This is a genomic window from Streptomyces liliifuscus, from assembly GCF_016598615.1.
GTDB lineage: Bacteria > Actinomycetota > Actinomycetes > Streptomycetales > Streptomycetaceae > Streptomyces > Streptomyces liliifuscus.
The window spans coordinates 7,128,679-7,141,634 of the sequence record NZ_CP066831.1; the positions used below are offsets into that span (position 1 = coordinate 7,128,679).

General features: G+C 67.2%; 10 protein-coding genes. 8 read left to right on the forward strand and 2 right to left on the reverse strand.

The features are described 5' to 3' along the window. Window positions 1–172: 172 nt before the first annotated feature. The 4 genes from tig (at window position 173) to clpX (ending at window position 4,844) form a co-directional block, all read left to right on the forward strand. Window positions 173–1,594 carry a trigger factor gene (gene tig / locus JEQ17_RS30730; RefSeq protein ID WP_200398174.1) on the forward strand — a complete coding sequence of 474 codons (1,422 nt, stop codon included), beginning with the start codon at window positions 173–175 and terminating at the stop codon, window positions 1,592–1,594. 414 nt (window positions 1,595–2,008) lie between these two features. Then, window positions 2,009–2,614, forward strand: a complete 606-nt coding sequence (locus tag JEQ17_RS30735) for an ATP-dependent Clp protease proteolytic subunit (protein ID WP_186001018.1) — start codon at window positions 2,009–2,011, stop codon at window positions 2,612–2,614. A gap of 102 nt (window positions 2,615–2,716) precedes the next feature. Then, window positions 2,717–3,397 carry an ATP-dependent Clp protease proteolytic subunit gene (locus JEQ17_RS30740; protein WP_200398175.1) on the forward strand — a complete coding sequence of 227 codons (681 nt, stop codon included), beginning with the start codon at window positions 2,717–2,719 and terminating at the stop codon, window positions 3,395–3,397. 160 nt (window positions 3,398–3,557) lie between these two features. After that, the gene (gene clpX / locus JEQ17_RS30745; protein ID WP_055611895.1) at window positions 3,558–4,844 is read left to right on the forward strand and encodes an ATP-dependent Clp protease ATP-binding subunit ClpX; all 1,287 of its coding nucleotides are present in this window, start codon (window positions 3,558–3,560) and stop codon (window positions 4,842–4,844) included. A 544-nt stretch (window positions 4,845–5,388) separates the two neighbouring features. On the opposite strand, the gene JEQ17_RS30750 is transcribed toward clpX, so the two are convergent. Both JEQ17_RS30750 and tnpA read right to left on the reverse strand, forming a co-directional pair. Continuing rightward, window positions 5,389–6,348, reverse strand: a complete 960-nt coding sequence (locus JEQ17_RS30750; RefSeq protein ID WP_200398176.1) for a hypothetical protein — start codon at window positions 6,346–6,348, stop codon at window positions 5,389–5,391. Window positions 6,349–6,433: 85 nt separating this feature from the next. Next, on the reverse strand, window positions 6,434–7,036 hold the full coding sequence (gene tnpA, locus JEQ17_RS30755; protein WP_200398177.1) for an IS200/IS605 family transposase: 603 nt from the start codon (window positions 7,034–7,036) through the stop codon (window positions 6,434–6,436). Between the two features lie 107 nt (window positions 7,037–7,143). Between tnpA and JEQ17_RS50210 the strand changes: the two genes are divergently transcribed. The 4 genes from JEQ17_RS50210 to folC all read left to right on the forward strand — a co-directional run bounded on the left by JEQ17_RS50210 (window position 7,144) and on the right by folC (window position 12,953). Then, a complete protein-coding gene (locus tag JEQ17_RS50210) occupies window positions 7,144–7,602 on the forward strand; it encodes a helix-turn-helix domain-containing protein (protein ID WP_234048439.1) in 459 nt (152 codons plus the stop codon). Between the two features lie 33 nt (window positions 7,603–7,635). Then, on the forward strand, window positions 7,636–8,469 hold the full coding sequence (locus tag JEQ17_RS50215; protein WP_267924844.1) for an RNA-guided endonuclease InsQ/TnpB family protein: 834 nt from the start codon (window positions 7,636–7,638) through the stop codon (window positions 8,467–8,469). A gap of 141 nt (window positions 8,470–8,610) precedes the next feature. Further along, window positions 8,611–11,268 carry a valine--tRNA ligase gene (locus JEQ17_RS30770; protein ID WP_200398179.1) on the forward strand — a complete coding sequence of 886 codons (2,658 nt, stop codon included), beginning with the start codon at window positions 8,611–8,613 and terminating at the stop codon, window positions 11,266–11,268. Between the two features lie 170 nt (window positions 11,269–11,438). After that, window positions 11,439–12,953, forward strand: a complete 1,515-nt coding sequence (gene folC / locus JEQ17_RS30775) for a bifunctional tetrahydrofolate synthase/dihydrofolate synthase (RefSeq protein ID WP_200398180.1) — start codon at window positions 11,439–11,441, stop codon at window positions 12,951–12,953. Window positions 12,954–12,956: the final 3 nt, after the last annotated feature.

Genomic DNA, 12,956 nt, shown 5'->3' on the forward strand with positions numbered 1-12,956 from the left:
CGGCAAGATCACCTTTTGGGGCGTGTCCCGCCTGCGGCTAGTATGCAAACTGCGCGCCCGTGTGTCTGCATTGTTACGTCCCTCAAGGGCCGCCAATCCGCTGAGGCTCCGCCGTATCCGGCAGAGAACGTCAGCAGAACCCAAAGAAGTCAGCCCCCAAGGAGACCGAACCGTGAAGAGCGCCGTGGAGACCCTGAACCCGACCCGGGTTCGGCTCAGCATCGAGGTGCCCTTCGAGGAGCTCAAGGACAGCCTCGACGCGGCGTACAAGAAGATCAACCAGCAGGTCACGGTGAAGGGGTTCCGGAAGGGCAAGATTCCGGCGCGCGTCATCGACCAGCGGTTCGGCCGCGGTGCGGTTCTTGAGGAAGCGGTCAACGACGCGCTTCCGAAGTTCTACACCGACGCGGTCAACGAGGCCGAGCTGAACGTCCTCGGCCAGCCCGAGGTCGACATCACGGAGCTGAAGGACGGCGAGACGCTGAACTTCACCGCCGAGGTCGACGTCCGCCCGACCATCGAGATCCCGGACTACTCCGGCATCGAGGTCGAGGTCGACGCCGTCGAGGTCAGCGAAGAGGACGTCGACAAGGCCGTCGAGGAGCTGCGTGAGCGCTTCGCTTCGACCGCCCCGGTCGAGCGTGCCGCCGAGGACGGCGATGTCGTCACCCTCGACCTTGAGGCCAAGGTCGACGGCGAGGTCCTGGAGGACGGCGTCGCGAGCGGCGTCTCCTACACCATCGGTTCCGGTGAGCTGCTGGATGGCATCGACGACGCCGTGAAGGGCGTGGAGGCCGGTGGCGAGGCCACCTTCGCCTCCGAGCTCAAGGGTGGCTCGGCAGCCGGCAAGGAGGCCGAGGTCACCGTCAAGGTCACCCAGGTCGCCAAGCGCGAACTGCCCGAGCTGGACGACGACTTCGCGCAGCTCGCGTCCGAGTTCGACACCCTCGAGGAGCTGCGCGGCGACAGCCGCAAGCGCCTCGAGAACATGAAGCAGTACGACCAGGCCACGCAGGCCCAGGAGCGCGTCCTGGAGAAGCTGCTCGAGCTCGTCGAGGTGCCCGTCCCCGAGAAGCTGCTCGAGGACGAGATCAACACCCGCAAGCACAACCTGGAGCACCACCAGCTCGGCCAGATGGGCATCGACCTCGAGAAGTACCTCGAGATCCAGGGCAAGACGGCCGAGGAGTTCGACACCGAGACCAAGGAAGCCGCGGTCAAGGGCATCAAGACGCAGTTCGTCCTGGACGAGCTCGTCAACAAGGAGAAGCTGAACGTCAACCAGGAGGAGCTCACCGAGCACCTCATGCGGCGCGCGGCCTCCTCCGGCATGTCCCCCGACCAGTTCGCCCAGGCGGTCGTCGAGGGCGGCCAGGTCCCGATGCTGGTCGGCGAGGTCGCCCGCGGCAAGGCCCTGGCCGTCGTGGTCGAGGCCGCCACGGTGAAGGACACCAACGGCGAGCTGGTCGACCTGGACGACGAGGACGAGGACGAGGTCTCTGCCGAGGGCTCGACCGAGGAAGCGTCCGAGGAGGCCACCGAGGCCCCCAAGGCCGACGCCTCAGAGTCCTCTGAGGAGAAGACCGAGGCCTGATCGCCTCACCAGTACGTACTACGGGCCCCCGGGACATGTCCTGGGGGCCCGTAGGGCCTTCCAGGGGCGCGGGGAACTGCGCGAGCGACCCACCACCGACCCGCACCCGCCGACGCACCATCCGTGGCAGACGCGACCGCGCCCCCGCGGGGGCTGGCCGCGCGGTTCCCCGCGCCCCTTACGGGGCAGGCCGTAACCCCTGCTCACCCAGCGGAGCGCATGCGCTCACAGCGAACAGTCACCTCTGCGGGATTCCCCGGAGGGACCCGCGCGTTAGGGTCCATGAGTACGAGGGCAGGGGAGTCCCCGGAGCCGTCCGACACGGCGCGCACACGGGGTCCCACGCCCCCAGCAGAAGACGTGAGACGGCCCGGCGCCGTCGTAAGACGAGCAGGTGGATACGTGACGAATCTGATGCCCACAGCCGCCGGCGACCCCATCGGTGGTGGCCTCGGCGACCAGGTCTACAACCGGCTGCTCGGCGAGCGGATCATCTTCCTCGGCCAGGCGGTCGACGACGACATCGCCAACAAGATCACGGCGCAGCTGCTGCTCCTTGCCTCCGACCCGGAGAAGGACATCTACCTCTACATCAACAGCCCCGGCGGCTCGATCACCGCTGGCATGGCGATCTACGACACCATGCAGTACATCAAGAACGACGTGGTGACGATCGCGATGGGCATGGCGGCCTCCATGGGCCAGTTCCTGCTGAGCGCGGGTACTCCGGGCAAGCGCTTCGCGCTGCCGAACGCGGAGATCCTGATCCACCAGCCCTCGGCTGGCCTCGCCGGTTCCGCGTCGGACATCAAGATCCACGCCGAGCGACTGCTGCACACCAAGAAGCGGATGGCGGAGCTGACCTCCTTCCACACCGGCCAGACCGTGGAGCAGATCACCCGCGACTCGGACCGGGACCGCTGGTTCGACCCGATCGAGGCCAAGGCGTACGGCCTCATCGACGACATCATGCCCACCGCTGCCGGAATGCCTGGCGGCGGCGGCACCGGAGCGGCCTAGGTCGGCACACAGCCGACCCCGGTGCCGGCGTAGACCGGCACCAAGCCCCTCCGAGCCCCCAGCCGACCGCCTCAGCCCTTATCAGGCTTTCCAGGAGACACAGTGAACGACTTCCCCGGCAGCGGCCTCTACGCCCGCACAGAGGCCGAGTACACCGGCCCTCGCGCGGAGTCCCGCTACGTCATCCCGCGCTTCGTCGAGCGCACCTCGCAGGGCGTCCGTGAGTACGACCCGTACGCGAAGCTCTTCGAGGAGCGCGTGATCTTCCTCGGCGTGCAGATCGACGACGCCTCCGCCAACGACGTCATGGCGCAGCTGCTGTGCCTGGAGTCGATGGACCCCGACCGGGACATCTCGGTCTACATCAACAGCCCCGGTGGCTCCTTCACGGCACTCACTGCGATTTACGACACGATGCAGTTCGTGAAGCCGGACGTTCAGACGGTCTGCATGGGCCAGGCGGCCTCGGCCGCCGCGATCCTGCTGGCCGCCGGTACGCCGGGCAAGCGCATGGCACTTCCCAACGCCCGCGTGCTGATCCACCAGCCGTACAGCGAGACCGGCCGAGGCCAGGTCTCGGACCTCGAAATCGCGGCCAACGAGATCCTTCGTATGCGTGCTCAGCTGGAAGACATGCTGGCCAAGCACTCGACGACGCCGATCGAGAAGATCCGCGAGGACATCGAGCGCGACAAGATCCTCACGGCCGAGGACGCCCTCGCGTACGGCCTGATCGACCAGATCATCTCGACCCGGAAGATGAACAACGCCTCGGTCGCGTGACGCAGCGCTGTATCGTCTGCCGCTCCTTGACGCGGTTCACGACAAAGTGAACCGCGCCAAGGGGGGCCCGAACGGGGGGCTCGGCAAGGTACCGTCGGACATAAGGCAGCACCAGGAGCCGCTGGACCTAGGCGTCTCCCAGGCGAAGGGGAAGCACACCGTGGCACGCATCGGTGACGGCGGCGATCTGCTCAAGTGCTCGTTCTGTGGCAAGAGCCAGAAGCAGGTCAAGAAGCTCATCGCAGGCCCTGGTGTGTACATCTGCGACGAGTGCATCGACCTCTGCAACGAGATCATCGAGGAAGAGCTCGCGGAAACGAGCGAGGTCCGCTGGGAGGAACTCCCCAAACCTCGCGAGATCTACGAGTTCCTCGAGGGGTACGTGGTCGGCCAGGAGTCCGCCAAGAAGGCGCTCTCCGTCGCGGTCTACAACCACTACAAGCGGGTCCAGGCCGGTGAGAACAGCACGGGTCAGAACCGCGAGGACGCAATCGAGTTGGCGAAGTCCAACATCCTGCTCCTCGGCCCGACGGGCTCGGGCAAGACGCTCCTCGCCCAGACCCTGGCCCGCATGCTGAACGTCCCGTTCGCCATCGCCGACGCGACGGCGCTGACGGAGGCCGGCTATGTCGGCGAGGACGTCGAGAACATCCTGCTGAAGCTCATCCAGGCCGCCGACTACGACGTCAAGAAGGCCGAGACGGGCATCATCTACATCGACGAGATCGACAAGGTGGCTCGTAAGAGCGAAAACCCGTCGATCACGCGGGACGTGTCCGGCGAGGGCGTGCAGCAGGCCCTCCTCAAGATCCTCGAAGGCACGACGGCCTCGGTCCCGCCCCAGGGCGGACGCAAGCACCCGCACCAGGAGTTCATCCAGATCGACACGACGAACGTCCTGTTCATCGTGGGCGGCGCCTTCGCGGGCCTGGAGAAGCTGATCGAGTCCCGGGCCGGCGCGAAGGGCATCGGCTTCGGCGCGACGATCCGCTCGAAGCGCGAGATGGAGTCCAAGGACCAGTTCGAGGCCGTCATGCCCGAGGACCTCGTCAAGTTCGGCATGATCCCGGAGTTCATCGGCCGTCTGCCCGTCATCACTTCGGTGCACAACCTCGACCGCGAGGCCCTCCTCCAGATCCTCGTCGAGCCCCGCAACGCGCTGGTGAAGCAGTACCAGCGCCTCTTCGAACTCGACGGCGTGGAGCTGGACTTCGAGCGCGAGGCCATGGAGGCCATCGCCGACCAGGCCATCCTCCGCCAGACCGGCGCCCGAGGCCTGCGCGCCATCATGGAGGAAGTCCTCCAGTCCGTGATGTACGAGGTCCCGTCCCGCAAGGACGTGGCCCGCGTGGTCATCACGGCGGAAGCCGTCCGCTCGAACGTGAACCCGACCCTGATCCCGCGGGACGCGCGGGGGCGGGGGCCGGGCGAGCAGAAGACGGCATAGCATATTTGCGCACGTGAGGAGGAGGGCGCCCGGCGAAACCTGCTGAGCGCCCTCAGTCATTCTCCGTGTGGATCAAGCCAAACGCACCTCATCGATCATGGCATGTGCACCTCACGTGATCTATTTGCTTACTGCAAGGCAGACCATCTTGCAGTAAGTGAAAACGGGAGGAAAGAGCATGAAGATCAAGCGAGCCCTGACGGCGCTGGGTGTGGCTGTTGCGGCTGGGGTTGTGCCCATGGCGATGGCTACCCCTGCCCAGGCCGATCAGGTCGACTGTGTCCTTTACCTGAGATCCGAGGGCTATGCCATCGGTACTGGCGTTCGGGCGGCGTGTAATTTCGACACTTGGGCCGGTAGGCCGTTCTGTCAGGCCAAGCTGGCATCTCTGGGGATCACTAACACGTCGCACATAATTGAGGCGTGCAACAGAGCGAGCATCTGATGACTGCTTAAAGCCGTCAGCAGTTCTGCGCTGAGGGTTGAGTGCAGCGAAGGGGTCCCGGTCAACTGACCGGGACCCCTTCGCCGTTGTATACGATGGTCAGATCTTGACGCGGACTTCCTTGCGGAGCTTGGCCGTCAGCTCGGCGGCCGCCGAGAGGTCGGCGCCCTTGCCCGCCATGGCGTTGGCCATGTCGATGTTGATGATGACGCCGAGCGTGCTGTGGTCACCCCAGATACACACCGGCATGCTGATCGACGAAGGGCCGGCGGCCGCGTCGCCGGACGCCTCGTCGTTCTTGAGCTTGGTTTCCTGGCACTTCAGGACCGCGCCGTCCAGCCCGCTGGGCGTGTAGCTCTTCGGGCTGCCGACGAGCTCGCCGTCATCGGAGTCCTTGGTGGCCTCGTCCTTCAGGTCGGCGAACATGGCGTCGACGACCTTCTCCGGGTCTTCGATTTCACCGTACACGCCCATGAATTGGATCATGTTCTGCGACAGCGGGTTGCTCTCGTCCCCGGCCACGTAGCCCGCGTCGACGTCCTTGGCGTTCTTGACGCCGTGCTTCTCTGCCTTCTTGACGTCGCTCGCGTCGAAGCCGCCGCCACCGGCCTCTTCGCTCTTCTTGTACTCCGTGAGCACCGTCGCCGGAGTGGTCAGCTTGTGCGGGCCGTCGTCCGCGACGTCCGAGGAGCCGCTGCTGCCGCTTCCGACGACGAAGTACGCGCCGACCGCGATCGCCGCCACGACAGCGACCGCGCCGATGATGAGGCCCGTCTTCTTCTTGCCGCCGCCGGGTGCGGGGGGCATCGGCGCGCCGTAGGGGGCGCCGGGGGGCTGCTGACCGTACGGCGGCTGCTGGCCGTAGCCGGGCTGCTGGGGCGGAACCCCGGGAGGGGCCTGCTGGGGGTACCCGTAGCCGGGCTGCTGCTGAGGCGCCTGCTGCGGGTATCCGTAGCCGGGCTGGGGGGCCTGCGGCTGCTGGCCGTAAGGACCCGGCTGACCGTACGGTCCGGGCTGCTGAGGCTGCCCGCCGTACGGGCCCGGCTGGTTGTAGCTCATTCTGGGTTCCCCTCCAGATGCTTATGTGTTCCGAACATCTTGACGGAAGGTGCGAGGGTGCGGGACCGGCGGGGTGGATTGATGCCTAGTTGTTGATGGTCTGTTCCAGACACTCGACGTATCGACTGAGCCTGGCGGCCGAGTGCGCGGCCGCCGATGCGGCGTAGTACGGCTTCGACCACAGATGTCCATCAAGAGTGTGTGATTGCCGGAGAGCCCTGGTTGAAGCCCCTCGCATACGCTGGGCCAGGCTTGCGACGGATGTGTCGACCGGATAGCGCACGACCAGGTGAACGTAGTTGGCCTTGCAGCGAATGTCCTCCACCTCCGACTTCAGGGACCGCGCGGCGTCGCGCATCGTGCGCTCTATGAGTGATCGCAAGTCATCTGTGAGCGCTGGGCTGTCTCGTGCCGTCACGAACGCAAGATGCGTTCGAAGGTCATGAAAGTCGGCGTTGCCACGATCTCGATCCTTTCCTTCTGCCGCATGGCGCTGCCGAGCGGACCGTTTGGGAGGGTGTGCGGCTCGCCAGACATCGAGTTCGGGTTGTGACCAGGTCGGGGTGCGGCCTGTGTAGGACGGGTGTGGGAAGTCGTTCTCCTTCCGGGAATTGAGGACGTAGATCACTTGGACGGTGACGCCGAGATACTCGGCTGCTTGTGCCGGTGTGAGTCGAGAGTCCGCCATATGTTTCACGGTATGACAGACAAGTTGAACTTGTCTGTCATACGGTGAGTGCGCTGGTCGCCTTACAGGTGAGGCCAGTTGAGCCGCACTCGGGGAAGGGGGCGGAAATGGCAGTTGGCAAGGGCAGTCGGACGAGGAAGCCGATCAAGGAACCCGCCGATGCCGGGCGCACCTATCGGCTCTGTCCCACACCTCAGCAGGCCGAGCGGCTTCTGCTGTGGGGCCACACCTGCCGGGCTGTCTGGAACGTAGCTCTGGAGCAGCGGCTCTATGTGTATCGGCAGAGGCGCGTGTACCTCCGGGCCGATGAGCAGTGCCGGTACCTGACCGAGGCTCGACGCGATCTCGAATGGATCGCGGATCTGCCCTCTCAGGCTCCGCAGCAAGTCCTCAGGCACCTCGATCGGGCCTACGACAATTTCTGGAACGAGGAGCATCCAGCTGGCTTCCCGCAGTTCAAGAAGCGCGGTGCGCGGATGGCGATTCCCCTCCCGGGGCAGGCCGTGCGTGTGACCCGGCTCAACCGCAAGTGGCCTTCGTACGTGTCCCCAAGCTGGGCGAGGTGAAGTTCAGGCTGACGCGTCCCCCTCGGAGGACGGATCAAGAGCGCGACGATCCGCACGGACGGCTCGGGGCATTGGTACGTCAGCTTCGGCGTCCACACCGGCAGGACGGTCGCCTCGCCGAACGAGCAGCCCCCCGTGGGTATGGACTTCGGCGTCAAGCAGTCGGCGTACCTGTCGGACGAGACTGCTCCGCGCCTCATGCCGCAGACCTTGACGGAAGGCGAGAAGCGCAGGCTCGCCGGATTGGAGCGCCGCAGGGAGCGGCAGCTCGCACATGCCAGGAAACACCGAGGCGGCAAGTACAGCCACCGCCTGCGCGAGACCCTGCGCGCCATCGCGGAACTGAGGGCGCGCCAAGCTCGTCGCCGTCTGGACTTCACGCACAAACTCACCACCGACCTGGCCAAGAGCCACGGCCTGGTCGCTGTCGAGGATCTTCGGGTGAAGCAGATGACGAAGAATGCCAGGGGCAGCCGTGTCGAACCTGGCATGCGCGTCGCTCAGAAGGCGGCCCTGAACCGGGGTGTGCTCGACAACCTGCCGGGTGAGAGACGCCGACAGCTCGTCTACAAGTGCCCCGTGTTCGGATCCGTTCTCGTTGCGGTGACTCCTGTGGGTACCTCGCAGACCTGCGGTGTCTGCCGGCAGCGGGACCCGGCATCGCGCATCAGCCGGGACGTATTCGTCTGCACGAAGTGCGGACACACTGACGATGCCGACCACAACGCGTCGGTCGTCATCCTTGCCCGCGGCCTTCGGACCGCAGTCGGCAAGGCTTCCGCCGCAGGGCATTGCGGTGAACAGCACGCAGGGGCGGGCCATGCACGGCCCCACCATGTCCTGAGCTCGCCCGGGACGCACGCGTGAACCCCTGAACCCCTCATCCACCGCGGCCCCGGCCGTTGCGGATACCGAGGGCTACAAGGAATCCCTGCGGTGCACCCCAGGGAGGATGCCAACAAGTAATCGAGTTTCGGGACGCCCCGGCGACACCCCTAAACTGACCCCGTGACCGAGAACGCTCAGCAGCAGACGCCAGCCAACGCCCCCGAACTGCCGACCCAGTACGCGCCGGCCGAGGTAGAGGGGAAGCTGTACGAGCGCTGGGTGGAACGGGGTTACTTCGCCGCCGACGCGAAGAGTGAGAAGCCGCCGTACACCATCGTCATTCCGCCGCCGAACGTCACCGGCAGCCTCCACCTGGGCCATGCCTTCCAGCACACGCTCATGGACGCCCTGACCCGCCGCAAGCGCATGCAGGGGTACGAGGCGCTCTGGCTGCCCGGCATGGACCACGCCGGTATCGCCACGCAGAACAAGGTCGAGCAGCAGCTTGCCGAGGAGGGCAAGTCGCGGCACGACCTCGGGCGCGAGGCGTTCGTCGAGCGCGTCTGGCAGTGGAAGGAGGAGTACGGCGGCAGGATCCTCGGGCAGATGCGCCGGCTCGGGGACGGCGTGGACTGGGACCGTGAGCGGTTCACCATGGACGAGGGGCTGTCCAAGGCCGTCCAGACCATCTTCAAGAAGCTGTACGACGACGAGCTGATCTACCGCGCCGAGCGCATCATCAACTGGTGTCCCCGCTGTCTGACGGCCATTTCGGACATCGAGGTCGAGTACCAGGAGGACGACGGCGAGCTCGTCTCCATCAAGTACGGCGAGGGTGACGAGACCCTCGTCGTCGCCACCACGCGTGCCGAGACGATGCTCGGTGACACCGCCGTCGCCGTTCACCCCGACGACGAGCGCTACCGGCACCTCATCGGCAAGCGCATCAAGCTGCCGCTGACCGACCGTTCCATCCCCGTCGTCGCGGACGCGCACGTCGACCCCGAGTTCGGCACGGGTGCCGTCAAGGTCACCCCCGCCCACGACCCGAACGACTTCGCCATCGGCCGGCGCCACGGCCTGGAGTCGATCACGGTCATGGACGAGCGGGCGATCATCACCGTCCACGGCCCCTTCGAGGGACTCGACCGCTACGAGGCGCGTTCCGCCATCGTCGGCGCACTGCGCTCGCAGGGCCGGATCGTCGCCGAGAAGCGTCCGTACGTCCACAGCGTCGGGCACTGCTCGCGCTGCCGGACCACCATCGAGCCGCGGCAGTCCCTGCAGTGGTGGGTCAAGGTCGGCCCGCTCGCGCAGGCCGCCGGTGACGCGGTCCGCGACGGCCGGGTGAAGATCCACCCCGAGGACATGTCGAAGCGGTACTTCGACTGGGTCGACAACCTCAACGACTGGAACATCTCGCGTCAGCTGTGGTGGGGCCACCGCATCCCGATCTGGTACGGCCCGAACGGCGAGACGGTCTGTGTCGGCCCCGACGAGCAGCCGCCGGGCACCGAGGCCGAGGGCTGGCGGCAGGACACCGACGTCCTCGACACCTGGTTCTCGTCCGGCCTGTGGCCGTTCTCCACGCTCGGCTGGCCCGAACAGACCCCGGACCTCAAGAAGTTCTATCCGACCGACGTCCTGCTCACCGGCCACGACATCATCTTCTTCTGGGTCGCCCGGATGATGATGTTCGGTCTGTACGCGATGGACGGCGAGGTCCCCTTCAAGACCATCGCCCTGACCGGTCTGGTCCGTGACGAGCGCGGCAAGAAGATGTCGAAGTCGTTCGGCAACGTCGTCGACCCGCTCGACTGGATGGACGCGTACGGCTCCGACGCCGTCCGCTTCACCCTGGCCCGCGGCGCCAACCCCGGTACGGACGTGCCGATCGGCGAGGACTGGGTCCAGGCGTCCCGTAACTTCGCCAACAAGATCTGGAACGCCACGCGGTTCGCGCTGATGAACGGCGCGACGGTCGAGGGTCCGCTGCCGGACGCGTCCGAGATGTCGGCGACGGACCGGTGGATCCTCTCCCGGCTCAACAAGACCGTCGCCGAAGTCGACGCGTTCTACGAGGACTTCCAGTTCGCGAAGCTCTCCGACGCGCTGTACCACTTCGCGTGGGACGAGGTCTTCGACTGGTACGTCGAGCTGTCGAAGACGACGTTCATGGCGGGCGGCGCGGCCGCCGACGTCAGCAAGCGGGTCCTCGGCGAGGTCCTGGACGTCACGCTGCGGCTGCTGCACCCGGTCGTCCCGTTCGTCACGGAGACGCTCTGGACCACGCTCACCGGTGGCGAGTCCGTCGTGATCGCGGACTGGCCCAAGGCTGTGCTGGTTCCTGGGGCTGACGCCCCGGGCGGCTTCCGTGATGCCGGTGCCGAGCGCGAGATCGAGATGCTTCAGCAGGTCATCACGGAGGTCCGCCGCTTCCGTGCCGACCAGGGGCTGCAGCCCGGCCAGCGGGTTCCGGCCCGGCTGACCCTCGACGGGACGGCTTTCGCCCCGCACGAGGCGGCCATCCGCCAGCTGCTGCGGCTCCAGCCCGAGGGCGACGCCTTCGCGGCCACGGCGACCCTGCCGGTCGCGGGCGCTCAGGTCGCGCTCGACCTCTCCGGCACGATCGATGTGGCGGCCGAGCGGAAGCGGCTTGCCAAGGACCTGGCCGCCGCCGAGAAGGAGAAGGCGCAGGCGAACGCGAAGCTCGGCAACGAGGCGTTCCTCGCGAAGGCGCCGGATCATGTCGTGGACAAGATCCGGGGGCGGCTTGCCAAGGCGGACGAGGACATCGCCCGTATCCAGACCCAGCTGGAGGGGCTGCCGGAGGCGTAGGCGGCGCACGCCTTCGCCCGGGGGCGGGTGCCGTGGCCGGGCCCCCGTCATCGAGCGCTCCCGCCGGTTCGTTGTCGGCCGCGGGACCGTCGTGGCTTGTCGCGCAGTTCCCCGCGCCCCTGAAGGGGGCTGCGCCCTCCCAGGGGCGGGGGGCTCCGTAGACTGGGGGTGTGAGTGAGTTCCCGCACGACAGCAGTGAGTCAGACCCGGCCGACCCGTTCGACGAGATCGTCGAGGCGGAGACCGGGCGTGATCCCGATCTCGCCGTGATCGAGGCCGGCAGCCGTACCCTGCGCACGCAGGGCGGGCCGCCGGAGTCCGACATTCCCACGCGCCCGGCCGACCAGGAGACCGACAAGGCGCTCCGTGAGGTCGAGGCCGAGCTCGCGACGCGCTGGGGCGAGACCAAGCTGGAGCCGTCCGTGAGCCGCATCTCCGCGCTCATGGACGTGCTGGGGGAGCCGCAGCGCGCGTATCCCTCCATCCACATCACGGGGACGAACGGCAAGACGTCGACCGCCCGCATGATCGAGGCCCTCCTCGGCGCCTTCGACCTGCGCACCGGGCGGTACACCTCGCCGCACGTCCAGTCGATCACCGAGCGCATCAGCCTGGACGGCGCCGCGATCTCCGCCGACCGGTTCGTGGAGACGTACCGGGACATCCAGCCGTACGTCGAGATGGTCGACTCCCAGCAGGAGTTCCGCCTCTCCTTCTTCGAGGTCCTCACGGGCATGGCGTACGCGGCCTTCGCGGACGCGCCCGTCGACGTGGCCGTCGTGGAGGTGGGGATGGGCGGCAGCTGGGACGCCACGAACGTGATCGACGGGGACGTCGCCGTCGTGACCCCGATCGATCTGGACCACACCGACCGCCTCGGTACCACCCCCGGGGAGATCGCCAAGGAGAAGGCCGGGATCGTCAAGCAGGACGCGACGGTGATCCTGGCCCAGCAGCCCGTCGACGCCGCCCAGGTGATGCTCAAGAAGGCCGTCGAGGTCGATGCCACAGTCGCCCGCGAGGGGCTCGAGTTCGGCGTCGTGAGCCGCCAGGTCGCCGTCGGCGGGCAGCTGCTGACCCTCCGGGGGCTGGGCGGGGAGTACGACGAGGTGTACATCCCGCTGCACGGGGCGTACCAGGCGCACAACGCGGCGGTGGCGCTCGCCGCGGTGGAGGCGTTCTTCGGGGTCGGGTCCCAGCGGCCCGAGCCGCTCGACATCGACACGGTCCGCAAGGCCTTCGCTGCGGTGTCCTCGCCCGGGCGGCTGGAGATCGTGCGGCGGTCGCCGACGGTCGTGCTGGACGCCGCGCACAATCCGGCGGGGGCACGGGCGACCGCCGAGGGTGTCCGTGAGGTCTTCGACTTCAGCCGGCTGATCGGTGTCGTGGGGTCGAGCGGGGACAAGAACGTACGGGGGCTGCTGGAGGCCTTCGAGCCGATCTTCACCGAGGTCGTCGTCACGCAGAACTCCAGCCACCGGGCCATGGACGTGGACTCGCTCGCCGCGATCGCCGTCGAGGTGTTCGGGGACGACCGGGTGCAGGTCGAGTCCCGGCTGGACGATGCCCTGGAGGCCGCGATCACGCTGGCCGAGGAGGAGGCGGAGTACGCGGGGGCCGGGGTGCTGGTGACCGGTTCCGTGATCACTGTGGGCGAGGCCCGGTTGCTGCTGGGGAGGGGCTGATCC